This window comes from Fictibacillus solisalsi, from assembly GCF_900103485.1.
Taxonomy (GTDB): Bacteria; Bacillota; Bacilli; order Bacillales; family Fictibacillaceae; genus Fictibacillus_C; species Fictibacillus_C solisalsi.
Genome location: NZ_FNHW01000001.1, coordinates 1,325,549 through 1,342,028 on the forward strand (window position 1 = coordinate 1,325,549; position 16,480 = coordinate 1,342,028).

Here is a 16,480-nt window from a genome sequence, read left to right on the forward strand (position 1 = left end):
CAAAAACCGCTGTCTTCTTACATTTCCATTGCACCTTGTACGTTATAAGGAGAAAGATCGAGGTCCGGCTCTTGTCCAAGGGCAAGCATGGCCAGCTGCTTTCCGATGAACGGCCCCATGGTAAGTCCGGAAGCGCCAAGCCCATTGGCAAACAGCAATCCTTCCCATCCGGGAATGGGGCCCACGACCGGAAGGAAACCGGGAGTAAATGGGCGGAAGCCGGTGCGTGCTTCTGAAAATTCCGCATCTGCCAGACCGGGAGCAGTGGCTATTCCTTTTGCAAAAACCTCATTCAATCCGCCGGCAGTAATCCTGGTGTCATAACCCTCAGAATCGTTTTCATGTGTAGCTCCGATTACAATTTTCCCATGATCAAACGCAAGAACATATTGATCACTAGGCGGCATGACAACCGGCCAGGACTTTGTTTTTTTCGAAATATTCAGGTGGGCGATTTGTGCTTTTTGGAAGGTGACCTTCATGTTCATGCCAAGTGGCTCGAGCAATGCATTGGCCCATGCACCCGCACAAATCATCACAGTTTCTGCTTCATACGTTTTCTCCCCTGCTTGAACTCCGGTTATCCTTTTCCCCGTAAAAAGCAGAGAAGCGCTATCCCGAACATGTTGTGCCCCGTGTTTGACCGCACCGCGAATTAATGCATCCCGAAGTGCCCGGCCATCGACGCGGGCAGCTCCGCTTACATGAACCGACCCCATATCACCAGGCAGGAGAGGAAACTTCCGCTTTGTTTCTTCAGGTGTTAACTGTGTAATCTTTCCCATTTCCGGTGCCTCTTCTTTTCGTTTCAAGGCACGTTCTTCCATTTTAATCAATTTTTCTTCGTCCTGATGCAAGCTGATGGCCCCTACTTGGGCATAGCCGGTGTCAACTTCACCATCTGCTTCAAGCTGGCGGATAAGTTCGGGGTAAAATGCTGCTCCATTTTTCGCAAGAGAATACCACGCTTTGTTCCGGCGCTGGGAGATCCACGGACAAATGATGCCTGCAGCGGCATCAGTTGCCTGGCCTTTGTCTTTTCTGTCAATGAGCACAACCTTCACATTTTTTTTACTTAACAGATAAGCAGCGGAGGCACCAAGAATTCCGCCGCCGATAATAATAAAGTTTTGCATGATCAGCATCCTTTGTTTAGAAAATTCCTCTTTTATTATAACCGAATCCTTTCATGGAGAAAAAAGTCCATTTTATGTATAATAAAAGATGTTGAACACTTTGACAGAATGAAAACGAAGTTGAAAGAGAGTGGAACATAATGGGACGTAAATGGAATAATATCAAAGAAAAAAAAGCGTCAAAGGACGCAAATACAAGCCGAATCTATGCTAAGTTCGGCCGTGAGATTTACGTGGCAGCCAAGCAGGGCGAACCCGATCCTGAATCCAACCAGGCATTAAAAGTCGTGCTGGAGCGTGCAAAAACATACAGTGTGCCGAAAACGATAATTGACCGTGCGATTGAAAAAGCGAAGGGTGGTTCTGATGAAACGTATGATGAACTGCGCTATGAGGGATTCGGCCCTAACGGTTCGATGGTGATTGTCGATGCGCTTACCAATAACGTGAACCGTACCGCAGCAGAAGTTCGTGCCGCTTTTACGAAAAACGGCGGTAACATGGGTGTGTCCGGATCAGTCGCTTATATGTTTGATGCGACGGCCGTTTTTGGAGTTGAAGACAAATCAGAAGAAGAAGCAATGGAAATCCTTCTCGAAGCCGATGTCGATGCGCGTGATATTGTACAAGAAGATGATGCTGTGATCGTCTATGCTGAACCGGATCAGTTTCATGCGGTTCAGGAAGCGTTCAAGCAGGCAGGCGTCACCGACTTTACAACCGCTGAGCTAACCATGCTCGCACAAAACGATGTCAGTTTGCCAGAAGATTCTCTGGTGCAGTTTGAAAAGCTGATCGATACTCTTGAAGATTTGGAAGATGTCCGACAGGTGTACCATAACGTTGATTTAGGTGAATAATGATAGTAAAAGACCTTGATAGCCAAGGTCTTTTTTTTTGCTCTCATTTTCTCTCTCTTGATTTCCGGGTTCGGATCAATCTCGTAGCCGGCTGTTTTCTGATCCATTTAATGAATTTGTTTATTTTTTCGTCCTCTCTGAGCAACCGAATGGTATTTAGCCGTGCCGCCAGCTCCTCATTGGTGTATAGAGCATGGATTTGCTTATGACAGGGCAAACAAAGGGAGGACGTCGGTTTAAATGTGCCGCCCATTTCCTTTGGTGTCAGATGATGTATTGTCGTTTCTACGTTTTCTCTCCCGCATAATTCACACTTTCCATGCACGTTTTTTGGCATGTTAATACCTCACTTTTTTCTCTTCTTAACTATGTCACCTTTTTTTGTGAAAATTAAACGTTGAAGGTGCAGACACATGAAACTAGCAATTTTTACACTGAAAAACTTCTTCCAAATTCAGAATAAACTCTCGCAATCTGAATATAGTTTACTAGAAACGAAATGGAAGAAGGGAAATGAAATGAGACTTCAGGAAGTTTACTTCTGGCTGTTGATGATGATCGTTACCACCGTTTACAGTTATTTGTATCTCTCGCCCTTGTTTACTGTCAGCTTTTTTATTACCGGCCTAATTATGGCCAGTCTGGTGTATATGGCGGTCGAGATTAAGGAGGAAGAATGGGATGAGAAACAGCAATAACCGGGTGTTCTCTACAGGTTTGAAGATTTCTCTTTTGAGCGTTCTTCTTTTTTTTATTGCCGGGTTTATCTCATCCGCAGAATTCAAATTTGATGTTTCATCTTCTATTGTAAAAAAATGGTTCAATAACTTTACCGCTGAAGCGATGGTATATGCAATTGGTTCAGAGAATCCGTACTATACGCAGGTGTTACCTAAAGAAAGCAAGCCGCCCGCCCTTTCTTCTGTGATGCTGCAGCTTATGACGAGCCTGCGTCCTGGAGATCCACGCAGCCTTCTCGGGTCGGAGCTTCCTGGCTTTGCCATTTTTGATTCTGAAATTTATATTGCCGGTAAAGGGACCAATTATTCCACATTGCCGATCGAGCCTACGCTTCCTCTGCAGGAGGTGCTGCAGCCGAATGAACCGAACGAAAAAAACGCGGAAGTGCAGCAACCTGAAAAAAATCTTCCGCCTCCTAAGCAAAACACAGAAGGACAAGTTGTTTATATCTACCATTCCCACAGCTATGAATCATTTCGACCTGTGTTAAAAGGAGGAAAGTTCACGAGCACGGATCCGAAGACGAATATTATTTCTGTCGGTGACCGGCTGAAACAGGATTTAGAGACGCGGGGAATCGGGGCAACCCATGATACTTCGAATGTAGGGGAAAAGCTGAACGCAAGGAAATGGGGAACAGGCAAGGCCTATGCACTTTCCCGAGAAACTGTACAGCAGGCTATTTCCCAAAACCGAAAGCTTTCTTATTTCGTTGATATTCATCGCGATTCGCAGCCAAGAAAGTTGACCACCATTTCCATCAAAAACCAAGATTATGCCAGGATTTGTTTTATTGTTGGGCGTGAGCATCCTTCGTTTGAAAAGAATCTGCAGCTTGCCGAAGAGCTCAACCGCCAGGTTAACCAAAAATATCCACACCTGAGCAGAGGAGTCATCATTAAAAACAAATACGAAGGAAACGGCATCTATAACCAGGATCTTTCCAACAATGCCATGCTGATTGAAATCGGCGGCATTGATAATGACTTCCGTGAATTGTATCGAACTACCGACGCGTTTGCCGATGTGTTTGGCGATTTTTACTGGCAGGCGGAGAAGGTGAACGGCGGTGAAACAAAGAAAGAATAAAGAGCTGGAATTGTCAGCTCTTTTTTTGTACAAAGGAGAGGAAGATATGGAAACGATTGAATATGAATGGGTGAAACAGACAAGAAAAATCATGCTGGACGTTTGTGGTAACCTGACAACCGAAATACTTACTGCGAACGTGGAGGGATTTGGCTATCCATCGATCCGCAATCTACTGGTTCATACAGCCGATTGCTACCATGCCTGGCTAGGTTCCTTTCTCTTGTTGCGGACCAGGAACCCGCTCACTCCAAAAGACAGGTTTATGGAGATGAGCCTGGACGACATCCGGGATAGGTTCTTACAAGTTGACCGTTATGTGAAAGAGGTGTGGAGTGAGTATGAAGGAATGATGGAAGAGCCTGTTAAGAGAATTATCCCATGGAGAGATACCGGAGAATCTCTTTCCATGACGCCCCGACAGTTGCTGTTTCATACGGTGAGTCATGAATTTCATCATAAAGGGCAAGTCATGGCAATGATGCGGCAATTGGGCTTAGAACCGCCAAATACTGACGTTTTGGGTGTTGGGAAAGTTGATGAATAAAATTTCAGGTTGACATCGTAAAGCTATTTCTTTAGTATGTTGGTTATAATTAAAATGTTGTGATAATTTCATATTTTTCATTTTCTATCAAGAGAGGTGGAGGGACTGGCCCTTTGAAGCCTCGGCAGCATCGTTTCAGGTGTGCCAATTCCAGCAAGCCCGCGGCTTGAAAGATAGGAAAGGTGTCGGTGATTTTTTTAAAAAATTCAGTAACTCTTTCCTTTTGGAAAGAGTTTTTTTAATACATAAAAAAGGTTGTGTTTAGCATGACAGTATTAGTAACAGCGCCATACAACAAACAGGGCAGAGACGAACTCGAAGAGATGTTTGGAAAAGTGGTCTATTGTTCATGGAAAGACCATGGCCAAGCCTTTCGTGAGGATGAGCTCATTGCTTTGTTAAACGAGACGGGTGCGTCCGGACTGATTGCAGAACTGGATCAAGTTACAGAAAATGTATTTACAGAAGCGGCCGGGCTTGAATTTGTCGGTGTGTGCAGAGGGATGCCCTCCAATGTAAATATAGAAGCAGCCACAAAGCGGGGCATTCCCGTCTTTTATACGCCAGCAAGAAATGCACAGGCTGTGGCAGAAATGGTAGTCGGCTCTCTTATTACGTTTTACAGGCATATTATTGAGGCTTCTAAGTGGCTGAGAGAAAAAAACTGGAAAGACGACTATTTGCAAGCTTACTTAAAATTCAAAGGCCATGAAATTACCGGTAAAACAGTAGGTTTTGTCGGTTTCGGAGCCGTCGGACGTCGGATTGCGACGCTGTTGTCTGCTTTTGAATGCAGAATTTTTTATTACGATCCGTATGTGGATGAACAGGAATTCCCGCAATATGAACAAAAAACACTGAAGGAAGTATTTGCAGAGAGCGATGTCGTATCCGTCCATCTGCCCCGTACAGAAGAAACCATCGACCTGATTTCCAAAGAGTATTTTTCGTTGATGAAAAAAGAGGCCATTTTCGTTAATACATCCCGAGCCGTCGTCGTCAATCGTGAGGATTTGATCTCCGCCTTAAAACAAGAAAAAATCGGCGGTGCTATACTGGATGTCTTTTACCACGAACCTCCAGAAGAACCCGACTATGAGATTATACATCTCAGCAATGTCCTTCCTGTGCCCCACCTTGCCGGCGCAACATATGAAGTCGAGGATCATCACGTAAAGATCATGAACGGTGCGCTGAGAAGATGGCTGGAGGAGAAAACTCTCGATATTCCTGTTTTGTTTAACCGGAACGAATTACAAAGGGAAAAGAAAGGAGCAGTTTCAAATGAGCGATAAAAAGGGATATCTAGTGTTTGATATTGGAACAGGTAACGCCCGGGTGGCTGTTGTGTCGGTTAATGGGGAGGTTCTCGTTATAGAACGAGACGACATACAGTATGAAACGGAGTCACTTTATCCGGACAGCCGCTATTTTTCTCCGAAGCGCTTATGGAATCAGGTGGTCGGACTGGCCAAACAGGCACTTTTAAAAGCAGCGCATATAGAAATAATCGGTATTACATCAACAAGCCAGCGGCAGGGAATTGTGCTTCTTGACGATAATGGCGATCCTTTTTTGGGACTGCCCAATATTGATAACCGTGGACGGGAATGGGAAGCGTCCATTACTGACCGCGATCAATTATTCCGGCTTACGGGCCGTTTGCCTTCAGCTCTTTTTTCCGGTTTGAAATTGTATGGCCTCAAACAGCGCCAGCCGGAACTGTTTGAACGCGTTCGTCAATTTACGAGCATAAGTGAATGGGTGTTGTACCAGCTGAATGGAACAGTGGTGTATGAACCTTCCCAGGCAACTGAAACGCTGCTCTATGATGTTGCCAATAACGAATGGTCACCTTATCTTTGTGATGTATTCGATGTTCCGCTTTCGTTTTTACCAAAAATTAAAGCGTCAGGTACAGTTGTTGGAACGATAACAGAAGAAGCACGACGAAAGATCGGCATTGAACAATCAATCCCTGTTATTGTTGGCGGAGGAGATACACAGCTTGCTGTAAAAAGTACCGGAGCAAATGCAGGTGACATTGTTGTGGTGTCTGGAACAACAACGCCCATCGTACAGATCTCGGACCATTTTGGGACGTCAGAGGAACAGTCCTACTGGACCAATACCCATTCAGAGAAGGGGCAATGGCTTTTTGAGACCAACCCGGGTATCACGGGTTTAAACTATCAAAAGCTAAAATCAATTTTTTATCAGAATGATAGCTATGAAACGATGGATGCTGAAATAAGTGAAATCAAGGGGGACAATGCCTGTGTCTCCGCTCTGGGCTCCTATGTATCCAGCGATAAAAATGCCCTTGCCAAAGGTGGCTTTATCTTTGAAACGCCCATCTCACCAAATTTAAAGAGGGCCCACTTTGTCTGCGCGGCTTTAAAAGAAATCGCCTTTTCAGTGAAATGGAATTATGACTTTCTTACCAAGCAGCAGAAAGATCTTAAGATATGGGGCTGCGGCGGCGGTTTTCAAAGCCGGTTCCTTACCCAGTTTATGGCCAACCTTTTAAACAAGCCGATCCACGTGAAAGAGGGCTTTGAGCACGGATCCATAGCTGGTGCAGCTGTTATTTGCAATGAAACACTTAATCTAGATCAAGAGACAGCAACTTCGCTATCTATTTATGAACCAGAGGGTCATAATATCGAATTTGCACTGTATGAAGAATGGAAACAAACACAGCATTTTTTTGCGGAACTCAGAAATAAAACTGCCGTAACAAGCAGCTGAACGATGCAACCCAGCATCTTTGTCTGCGCGTTTGCTTTAGTCATTTAACGCTTTATTTGAAAAAAGGAGGAGAAGAGAGTGTTAGACAAAATAGGGATACACCCCAAATTAGGTTGGGGTTTTTTAGGAGTAGTGATTTTCATGATGGGCGACGGGCTGGAACAAGGCTGGCTCAGTCCGTTTCTGGTAGACAATGGCGTCACTTTGCAGCAGTCAGCTGCCATTTTTACCGTATACGGTATATCACTTGCCATAGCGTCATGGTTTTCCGGAGTCTGCCTTGAGGCTTTTGGAGCGAAACGGACAATGTTCCTGGGATTGTTGTTCTATGTGATCGGAACAGCTGGCTTTATTACGTTTGGTTTTAATCAATTGAACATTCCTGTTATGTATGTCACTTATTTCATCAAAGGGTTTGGTTACCCGCTGTTTGCTTATTCGTTTTTGACGTGGGTGATTTACCGTACCCCACAACAAAAGCTCAGTACCGCAGTCGGCTGGTTCTGGATTGCGTACTGCCTTGGCATGTTTGTTCTCGGCTCGTGGTACTCCAGTTATGCCATTAAAGAATTCGGTTATCTTCCGACTTTATGGTCCTCGATTTTTTGGGTGGGACTCGGAGCGGTTTTCGCGCTTGTTGTGAACCGTGACCGATTTGAAAAGAAGAAAATCAGCCCGGGGGATACAGCGAAAGAACTATTAAAAGGGATTACCATCTTGAAAACCAACCCCGGAGTGCTAACCGGAGGGATCGTCCGAATTATAAACAGCGTGGGCACCTACGGGTTTCCGATTTTTCTTCCGATGCATATGGCCAAACACGGCATATCAACCAGTGTCTGGCTGCAAATTTGGGGCACCATCTTTCTAGGAAACATTGTCTTTAACCTGATTTTCGGAATTGTCGGAGACAAATTTGGCTGGAAAAACACGGTCATCTGGTTTGGCGGTGTGGGGTGCGGTGTATTTACGCTCCTTCTATACTATTCACCTGTATTATTCAGCGGCAATGTACTTCTGGTGGGTACGATCGGATTCATCTGGGGGGGCCTCCTGGCCGGATATGTACCAATCGGAGCCATTGTTCCTACGGTTGCCGGAAAAGATAAGGGAGCGGGAATGAGTATTCTAAATCTGGCAGCGGGGTTATCGGCTTTTGTTGCTCCACTGGTCGTCAGCCTTTTCATCAATTCGCTTGGAGGAGAGGGAGTTGTCTGGATCTTTGCTGTTCTATATTTTGCCAGTGCGGTTATGACATACTTTATCAAAGTGCCTGGCCAGAATGAGCAGACAGCTCAAAAAGCGGATGCCAATTTCGCATCTTAAAAAAAGAAGAAGAAGAAGAGCATTTTCAAGAAAATGAAGTGCTCTTTTTATTTCATAATTTCACGTACCGTATTTATAATCTTTTAAATAATAATTCAATAAAAAATATTCCATCATAATTACTGTTATAATTCAAATATTTCTGAAAAGGTGGTACACTAAATTTGAAATATCGAAAACTGAGTTTTATATTATAGAACATGGTCGTTACATAACAACCTCAGTTGATATTTTCTTAAGCCCAACCAGCACATGAAAGAGGAGAGATGAAAATGCCTGTAAAATTTCAGGGAGTGATCCCGCCAATTCCAACCATCCTGCATAAAGAAGGGAAATTAGATGAAAAGGGAATGGGAGCACTTATCGACTTTTTAATTGAATCAAAGGTTGATGGGTTATTTTTTCTTGGATCCGGCGGAGAATTCAGCCAGATGCCAATCGAACTTAGAAAGGAAGTCGCAGCCTTTGCAATCCGTTATGTCAATGGACGGGTTCCGGTATTAATTGGAACAGGGACCCCGAGTACACTGGACACCCTTGAGTTAAGCCACCACGCTAAAAATGCGGGAGCCGATGGCATCGTTGTCATTAATCCATATTATTGGACTCTGACAGAGGAGAACCTTTTCAAGCATTTTGCCGATATCGCTGAAGCTATCGATCTGCCTATCTTACTGTATAACTTTCCGGGTCTAACGGGACAGGACCTTACGCCTGAATTTGTACTCCGATTGGTGAAAGCGTATCCAAATATTGTTGGAATTAAAGAAACAGTAGAATCTGTGGGACATACCAGGGAAATGATTTATACTGTTAAGGCATTTAAAGAAGATTTTGCTGTGTTTTCCGGTTATGATGATCATTTTCTTAATACCTTATCTCTGGGAGGAGATGGTTCGATCCCTCTTACCGCCTCATTTGTACCGGAATTCTCTGTAGGTATCTACCAGGCGTTTAAGAAAGGTGATTACAAAAAGGCGATTGAATTGCACAGAAAACTGGCACCAACCCTTTCGCTGTATAAACTGGACTCTCCGTTTGTGAATGTGGCCAAAGAGGCGATTGCTCTTCGCGGGATTGATATCTCGACGGATGTGTTGGCACCCGCGCGGCCATTAAATGAGGAAAAGAAAGCACAAATAAAAGGATTTTTGGAGCAGCTGCTGGATAAATCTGCTGTTTTAGTAAAATAACCATTTGCCACGAGCAAATACGAAAATGCCCAATTTCTTAGGATTACTCCATAGAAATTGGGCTTTTTACTCTGGTTGTTAACTCATAAATTGTATTCCCCAATTTTTCATCGATTCACTAACAGGAGAAATCAAGCCATCCTTAATCAGTTCCTCACATGAAAGATTTATATAAAAGATATGTGTTTAAGTACATAGATTAAAGAGAAGTAAATATTTAATATCTGTACACAAAAAAAGCTTGATTTCTCAGCATTTAAGTTGAAAAATCAGCCTTTTTATGAGGTTTAAGAATCCAAAAACAATAATATTCTTAACATTCGGTTATTGACGAAACAGAAACCCTTCCGATATAATGTTAGAAAATATAACATTGAATTGTAAGGGGTATTTACATGATAGTACAGGATGAGCTTAATCAAAATGTGAATATGCATATGTCGGAAACCGAATTACTTGAGATCCTTCACTTTATTCGAACAAAAAAGGAACAAGAAATTGATAAAATTAAAAGCAAGATTAATAAGTATGTGCAAAAGAAAAATGCTGAGGAAACCTTCTATCAATCACTGTCCCCCATGAGAAAATTATTTACCGGCCGTTCACCGAGCCATCACCAAGCGGTTGAATATATCGCTCATGTAAAAGAGCCTTTACAGCAAATTGAGCACCTAAAGCAAGGGCTTTTTGAACTCAATCATTCCATACGCTCTTTGCAGGAAGAACACAAGAAAGAAATAACGCTATCAACATCCATTTTTAGAGAAGTAAGGAAGAATCATAGAATGGAGAACTTTTCATCATGACGATACAAACATTACATACAGGAATTGATACCATATGGGTGGTTTTAACCGCCGCCATGATTATTTTAATGGAAGGTGGTTTTGCACTGCTTGAAGCAGGGTTTGTACGCCACAAAAATAATGTCAACATCATTATGAAGGTATTTGCGGATATTACCATTGGCACGCTTTGCTTTTATTTGATCGGTTTTGGCCTGATGTATGGAAAAGACGCTTATGGGTTAATCGGAACCAATGGGTTCATGATTAAAGGGGATTTATCCCATTTGAACTTTCTGATTTCTACGGATACATTTTGGCTGTTCCAGGCAGCTTTTGTTATAGCGGTCATTTCGATCGTATCCGGCGCAGTCGCGGAGCGAATCAACTTTCGTGCTTATATTCTTTATGCCGTCCTCATGACCATTTTTATATACCCTGTCGCCGGGCATTGGGTCTGGGGCGGAGGCTGGCTTGGCAGACTCGGAATGCAGGATTTTGCCGGGTCTGGGGTCATCCATGCGCTTGGCGGTTTTTCAGCACTTGCAGCCGCGATGTTTATCGGACCACGGAAAGGGAAATTCACTCCGCAAGGGATGAGTACAGTTTCGTTGCCTAGTAACCTTCCGTTGGCATCGGTCGGAGCTTTTTTGCTTTGGTTCGGCTGGTTTGGATTTAATGCAGGAAGTACGTTGAGCGCAACGGATGCCAGGATTGGCCACATTGCAATTGTAACCATGCTGTCCGCAGCATCAGGAGGAGCGACAGCGATGCTCTTTACATTATTTCGGTACAAGCGGTCTGACGCACCTTCCGTCATTAATGGTTCACTGGCAGGACTTGTAGGAATAACCGCCGGATGTGCCTTTGTCAGTGACGCATCGGCGATAGTTATCGGTGTCGTTTCAGGACTGGTTATGCTGCTTGCGACCCACTGGCTGGAAATCAAACAGATTGATGATCCGGTCGGCGCGTTTCCTGTTCATGCAGCCTCAGGTATTTGGGGAACGATTGCGGTTGGCCTGTTTGCAACCGATAACGGTTTTTTTACTACAGGAAGCTGGCACTTACTAGGGGTTCAATTACTCGGTCTTTTGGTGCTATGCACGTGGGGATTTGTATTAACTTGGTTAAGTTTGAAATTTATTCAGCTATGGATTCCTGTCCGCTCCACTGAAGAAGAAGAAGAAGTGGGACTGGATATCAGCTACCACGGCATGGTCGCCGCCTTTCAGGAACAAGAGTTTATCAAGTATGAGAGCAACTACCTCCATTACAAAGAAGATTAATGCCTGTGCAAAAAAACGCCTTTTGAGGAAGGGCGTTTTTTTACTATACTTTCATTCTTTTTGAAGCACAAATGTTTCTTTATAAAGAACAAAAGTGATATAATAGCAGTACTATCAAACAGGCGGGTGCAAGAGAATGAAATCATGCAAAATGGAAGGGTGCGACAAACCTGTGGCAGGGAGAGGACTTTGCCACATGCATTATAAACGGTGGGCAAGGCATGGTGATCCCGAAGTTACTATGGTAAAAAAGGAATGCAAAGAAGAAGGCTGTGAACGCCGCCATTTTTGCAAGGGATATTGTGAGCCGCACTACCGGCGCATGCGGAAAAGAAAAGCGTAGAAAGTAGAGATCGACCAAATCAACCAGCAAAATAAAATATAAGAATTTTCTTGACAATAATAGATCACGTGCAGCATAATATATTTTAAAAATTGCTAAACGCGTTAACAGGAACCAGTAAATTGGAACGCATGCGTAAGAGAGTGGAATCCACCGGCTGAAAGATTCCATCGTCATGAACCAATTGAGCCTACTCCTCGAGCTGTCAGATGAAAAACCTGACCGTTTACCCACGTTACGGGATCAAAGAGAGCCTCATCATCAGATGATGCTAATCAAGGTGGTACCGCGGATATCAGACTCTTTCCGTCCTTATTACAGGATGGGAAGGGTCTTTTTTAGTTAAGGAAAGGGGCCGGGTTTATGGGCAAAAAACGAATTGTGATCAAAATCGGAAGCAGCTCGCTTACTAACAAAAACGGCGGTCTGAGCCAAAATAAAATCTTGGAACATGCCAGTGCCATCGCTGAACTTCGCAACAAGGGGCATGAAGTGGTTTTGATTTCATCAGGAGCTGTTTCGGCAGGATTCGCAGATCTGGGATATCCGTCCCGTCCGGTGACGACAGCAGGTAAACAAGCGGCAGCTGCAGTCGGCCAAGGACTGCTGATTCAGGCGTACACAGAGGTATTTAAGCAGCACGGCATAATTGCTGCACAACTGCTCTTAACACGAAATGACTTTTATAAAAATGAACAATACACGAACGCTTATGCTACGTTAACCGAGCTTTTAAAGCGGTCAATATTGCCGATCATCAATGAAAATGATTCAGTATCCATTGATGAATTAACCTTTGGAGACAATGATATGCTTTCTGCCCTTGTCAGCGGGCTCGTTCATGCAGATCATCTCATCATTTTGACCGATATCAATGGTTTGTATGACCAAAATCCCCGTACTATACCAACAGCGCGGCGGTATGATTTTCTTGAAGAAATCACAGATAAACACCTTGGGATGACAAATAACCCGTCATCTTCAAAGTTTGGAACCGGTGGAATGAAATCCAAGCTGTTGGCGGCAAAAACCGCTTTAGCCCTTGGGGTTCAGGTATTCGTGGGGACAGGAACCGGTAAATCCAAGCTTCTTCAAATATTGGAAGGCAGGGGTGACGGGACTTATATCGGCAGACAACTAGCTCCGGCGTTAAAAAAACAGAAGCAGTGGATTGCTTTTCACTCTCCGCTCAGTGGTGCGATTGAGGTCGATGATGGAGCAGCCCATGCTATTTTATATGAGGGAAAAAGCCTGCTTCCAGCTGGTGTTAAAAAGATTAGTGGGATGTTTGCTGCGGGTGATGTTGTTGAAATCGTTAATTCAAATGAAGAAGTGATCGGAAAAGGCCAGGTCCAATACTCATCCGATGAACTGCAAAGTATTAAAGGAATGGCGAGCCGGGATGCGAAACTGCACACCAACAATCCACATTCGGAAGTCATTCATCGAAACAAATGGCTATCCATGGCAAAGGAGAAAACAATATGAGTGAACTGCTAATGAAAGCGAAAAAAGCAAAAGAAGCCGTAAGTGACATGCTTACAAAAACCACCGCACAAAAAGATGAAGCACTCAGGCTTATTGCCCGTCAGTTAATTCAGGAAACGCCTTTTATACTCGAGGAAAATACAAAGGACATTGAAACAGCCAGGAAAAAGGGAGTTCATGAATCGTTGGTTGACCGTCTTATGCTTAATGAAGCAAGAATTGAGGATATGGCTGGAGCGCTCAAGCAGCTCACCCACTTAACTGATCCAACTGGTAAGGTCCTGGAGCGATTTGAACGTCCCAACGGTCTTTCAGTAGAAAAAGTCGCCGTTCCTTTAGGTGTGATTGGGATGATTTATGAAGCACGGCCAAATGTAACGGTCGATGCTTCCAGCCTTTGTTTAAAAACCGGAAACGTTGTGCTTTTGAGAGGCAGCTCATCTGCCATTCATTCCAATAAAGCTCTGGTGCGTGTCATCCATCAGGCGCTAGAACAAAGCGATCTCCCAGTCGATGCTGTACAGTTAATTGAAGATACAAGCCGGGAAACGGCGTCCCGGTTGTTCAAGCTTAACCAATACCTTGATGTTCTGATTCCAAGGGGAGGAAAGGCATTGATTCAGACGGTAATCGAAAATGCTTCAGTCCCCGTCCTGGAAACAGGCGCAGGCAACTGCCACATCTATATTGATGAAACGGCTGATCGGCAAATGGCCATCGATATCGTTGTTAATGCCAAAACCCAGCGGCCATCAGTTTGCAACGCTATTGAAAAAGTGATTGTTCATGAGAGCTGGCCAGATGAAAATGTAAAGGAACTAGTTGAGATTCTTCTCCAGCATAACGTGGAAATTCGGGTCAATGGTGCTCTCAGCGATTCGTTTCCTTCTCTTACCTTGGCGACAGAGGAAGATTGGCACAGGGAATACCTGGATTACATTTTGGCGATAAAGAGAGTATCCAGTACGCAGGAAGCAATCGAGCATATCAATTATTATGGTTCAAAACACTCTGAAGCCATTATCACCGAAAATGAAGAAAATGTGAGGCTTTTTTTTCAGCTTGTTGATAGTGCCGCTCTCTACCATAATGCATCTACTCGTTTTACCGACGGCTTTGAATTTGGTTTCGGGGCAGAAATTGGTATCAGCACACAAAAGCTGCATGCCAGAGGGCCAATGGGACTGCCTGCATTAACTTCAAGCAAATATGTGATCCGGGGCAATGGGCAACTTCGTCAGTAATCATAATGTTAAAGGGGCAGCCTGACTTCCGCTGCTCCTGTTCGTTAAAGCGATACTTAAGGATATAATAATAGAAACACAATTGAGAGGAATGACTGTATTGGAAATCACCAGGCATACCATGGAAAAACTGCAAGACCCCACAGGGATTTTGGAGGGGGAACGTTATGAATTTATCATACACGTTGATGTGGAGGAAGATGATGAACTTTATGTGGAAAACGGGATTTATGTCAAATTAATTTATGCCGTTTTGCCTGAGAACTCCCGAATTGTACAATATACACTTTACGAAAACTATACTGATAATGTTCTGGATTTTGAACTGGAGGAAGAGGAAGAACAAGAGCTGGATGCGTTTTGTAAAAACATGTTAAGCACGAGAGAGAGTCATTAAAATGTACAATAAGAGATGACTTAAATGGACAGGTATCGGACCAACCATAAAAGCGAAACGGGAGGGGTATTAACCATAAAAAAGACCGGCTACCTTATTCAGGTAGTTGGCCTTTTTGGTTATTCAACTCTTCTTCTGCTTTATTGACCGTTACCATACGGTGAGCTTCAACAGGCGTTTCCACCGGCCCATTGATGACCGGTTTGTATTCTTCCATGTTATTGTGTCCTGTTCGTTCCGTCATTGTTTTCACCTCTTCTATAGTATGAATCATTTTCATCTTTCTATGTGTTTTGAAAGGTACATTCTGAAGGTGGAATATCTAGCAGAGCTTGTATACTCGGCTGCCGGAGTTTTCCAGCTTCCGTCCATTCTGCAAAATGGATCTTGGCAGTCACCTCCGGCTTTACCCAGTAGGCATCCCGGTGCCGTTCCACAGGGTTCACAAAAGGAAGCTGGGAAGTTTCAATCTTAAGAAGCCTCATAGTTAAATTCCGCCAATCCTGAACAGTAAATTTCCCCGTACCTGTATGACCGATATAAACGAATTGTCCCTGATCATCATATAATCCAAGAAGAACCGCATTCACCACACCGCTGTTCAATGTAAATCCACCGATCACTGCATTTACATCCAGCGTGTTTTTGATTTTCAGCCAAACCTCGTTCTTCTCTCCGATATAGTAGTAGCTATGCAGCTGTTTCATAATAATGCCTTCCATTTCGGAGCTTTTTACCGCTTTAAATAAAGCTTCACCATCAGGATGCGAACGGACCAGCTGCACATGATCATTCGGCGTGATGATGTCAGACAGCAGTGTGATTCTGTCTTCTAACGGCCATTTTGTTATCCACTCACCATTATAAAAAAGAACATCGAAAATCATGTAGGTAATGGGGACATGATGTTGCAGAAGACGAACACGGTCCAGGTTCCTTACCCCATCTCTCCTCATCACTTTATGAAAGCTTGGCCTTCCATTATCTCCAAGTGCAATTACCTCGCCATCTAAGATGACAGATTCGGCCGAACAGTAAGTATGTATAGGAACGAGTTCAGGATAATTCGTTGTCCGTTCTCTTTTCTTCCGATTAAACAGACGTGTGGTTTTGCCATCGAAATAGGTTAGGACGTGTACGCCGTCCCATTTAATTTGAGAAATCCATTTTGAAGAAGAAGGAATGTCTGTCGCGCTTTTCGGTTCCATCGGAAACAGGGGATCCATATGTTCACCTCAGGTATAGATTTATGCTTTTCGTTTACACTAGCAGCATTAGTGATCAATAGCGG

General features: G+C 43.8%; 18 protein-coding genes, 1 riboswitch and 1 other annotated feature. Of the genes, 14 read left to right on the forward strand and 4 right to left on the reverse strand.

Annotation, left to right across the window (positions count from 1 at the left end; all coding sequences use genetic code 11):
* Positions 1 to 17: 17 nt before the first annotated feature.
* Positions 18 to 1,136, reverse strand: a complete 1,119-nt coding sequence (locus BLT53_RS06825) for an NAD(P)/FAD-dependent oxidoreductase (RefSeq protein WP_090233671.1) — start codon at positions 1,134 to 1,136, stop codon at positions 18 to 20.
* 140 nt (positions 1,137 to 1,276) lie between these two features.
* On the opposite strand from BLT53_RS06825, the gene BLT53_RS06830 reads away from it, so the two are divergent.
* The gene (locus BLT53_RS06830; RefSeq protein WP_090233672.1) at positions 1,277 to 1,996 is read left to right on the forward strand and encodes a YebC/PmpR family DNA-binding transcriptional regulator; all 720 of its coding nucleotides are present in this window, start codon (positions 1,277 to 1,279) and stop codon (positions 1,994 to 1,996) included.
* Positions 1,997 to 2,039: 43 nt separating this feature from the next.
* Here BLT53_RS06830 and BLT53_RS06835 read toward each other — a convergent pair whose 3' ends face one another.
* A complete protein-coding gene (locus BLT53_RS06835) occupies positions 2,040 to 2,333 on the reverse strand; it encodes a hypothetical protein (protein ID WP_090233673.1) in 294 nt (97 codons plus the stop codon).
* A gap of 76 nt (positions 2,334 to 2,409) precedes the next feature.
* On the opposite strand from BLT53_RS06835, the gene BLT53_RS06840 reads away from it, so the two are divergent.
* From BLT53_RS06840 to BLT53_RS06900, 13 genes are all read left to right on the forward strand, one after another.
* Positions 2,410 to 2,694 (forward strand): hypothetical protein, encoded by a 285-nt coding sequence (locus BLT53_RS06840; protein ID WP_090233675.1) that lies wholly within the window; start codon positions 2,410 to 2,412, stop codon positions 2,692 to 2,694.
* A complete protein-coding gene (spoIIP, locus tag BLT53_RS06845; RefSeq protein ID WP_090233677.1) occupies positions 2,678 to 3,826 on the forward strand; it encodes a stage II sporulation protein P in 1,149 nt (382 codons plus the stop codon). The genes BLT53_RS06840 and spoIIP overlap by 17 nt, the downstream gene beginning before the upstream one ends.
* Complete coding sequence (locus tag BLT53_RS06850) at positions 3,807 to 4,373, forward strand: DinB family protein (protein WP_244520365.1); 567 nt, start codon at positions 3,807 to 3,809, stop codon at positions 4,371 to 4,373. The genes spoIIP and BLT53_RS06850 overlap by 20 nt, the downstream gene beginning before the upstream one ends.
* Positions 4,374 to 4,454: 81 nt before the next feature.
* Positions 4,455 to 4,553: riboswitch (SAM riboswitch) on the forward strand.
* An 86-nt stretch (positions 4,554 to 4,639) separates the two neighbouring features.
* Entirely contained in the window at positions 4,640 to 5,668 is a 1,029-nt protein-coding gene (locus BLT53_RS06855) for a 2-hydroxyacid dehydrogenase (protein WP_090233679.1), read from the forward strand.
* Positions 5,658 to 7,124: an FGGY-family carbohydrate kinase gene (locus BLT53_RS06860; protein WP_090233680.1), complete on the forward strand. Its 1,467-nt coding sequence runs from the start codon at positions 5,658 to 5,660 to the stop codon at positions 7,122 to 7,124. Before BLT53_RS06855 ends, BLT53_RS06860 begins: the two co-directional genes overlap by 11 nt.
* Positions 7,125 to 7,202: 78 nt before the next feature.
* Entirely contained in the window at positions 7,203 to 8,450 is a 1,248-nt protein-coding gene (locus BLT53_RS06865; RefSeq protein WP_090233681.1) for an RbtT/DalT/CsbX family MFS transporter, read from the forward strand.
* A gap of 272 nt (positions 8,451 to 8,722) precedes the next feature.
* Entirely contained in the window at positions 8,723 to 9,643 is a 921-nt protein-coding gene (locus BLT53_RS06870) for a dihydrodipicolinate synthase family protein (RefSeq protein ID WP_244520366.1), read from the forward strand.
* A 395-nt stretch (positions 9,644 to 10,038) separates the two neighbouring features.
* A complete protein-coding gene (locus BLT53_RS06875; protein ID WP_090233684.1) occupies positions 10,039 to 10,449 on the forward strand; it encodes a hypothetical protein in 411 nt (136 codons plus the stop codon).
* Positions 10,446 to 11,717: an ammonium transporter gene (locus BLT53_RS06880; RefSeq protein ID WP_090233686.1), complete on the forward strand. Its 1,272-nt coding sequence runs from the start codon at positions 10,446 to 10,448 to the stop codon at positions 11,715 to 11,717. Before BLT53_RS06875 ends, BLT53_RS06880 begins: the two co-directional genes overlap by 4 nt.
* Positions 11,718 to 11,853: 136 nt before the next feature.
* Positions 11,854 to 12,060 carry a hypothetical protein gene (locus BLT53_RS06885; protein ID WP_090233688.1) on the forward strand — a complete coding sequence of 69 codons (207 nt, stop codon included), beginning with the start codon at positions 11,854 to 11,856 and terminating at the stop codon, positions 12,058 to 12,060.
* Positions 12,061 to 12,155: 95 nt separating this feature from the next.
* Positions 12,156 to 12,377 (forward strand) — a binding site (T-box leader).
* Positions 12,378 to 12,423: 46 nt separating this feature from the next.
* A complete protein-coding gene (proB, locus tag BLT53_RS06890; protein WP_090233690.1) occupies positions 12,424 to 13,548 on the forward strand; it encodes a glutamate 5-kinase in 1,125 nt (374 codons plus the stop codon).
* Positions 13,545 to 14,792: a glutamate-5-semialdehyde dehydrogenase gene (locus BLT53_RS06895; RefSeq protein WP_090233692.1), complete on the forward strand. Its 1,248-nt coding sequence runs from the start codon at positions 13,545 to 13,547 to the stop codon at positions 14,790 to 14,792. Before proB ends, BLT53_RS06895 begins: the two co-directional genes overlap by 4 nt.
* Positions 14,793 to 14,883: 91 nt before the next feature.
* Positions 14,884 to 15,189, forward strand: a complete 306-nt coding sequence (locus tag BLT53_RS06900; RefSeq protein ID WP_090233694.1) for a DUF6509 family protein — start codon at positions 14,884 to 14,886, stop codon at positions 15,187 to 15,189.
* Positions 15,190 to 15,283: 94 nt separating this feature from the next.
* Here BLT53_RS06900 and BLT53_RS24950 read toward each other — a convergent pair whose 3' ends face one another.
* Positions 15,284 to 15,433, reverse strand: a complete 150-nt coding sequence (locus tag BLT53_RS24950; protein WP_170834258.1) for a hypothetical protein — start codon at positions 15,431 to 15,433, stop codon at positions 15,284 to 15,286.
* Between the two features lie 40 nt (positions 15,434 to 15,473).
* Complete coding sequence (locus BLT53_RS06905; protein ID WP_090233695.1) at positions 15,474 to 16,415, reverse strand: ATP-dependent DNA ligase; 942 nt, start codon at positions 16,413 to 16,415, stop codon at positions 15,474 to 15,476.
* Positions 16,416 to 16,480: the final 65 nt, after the last annotated feature.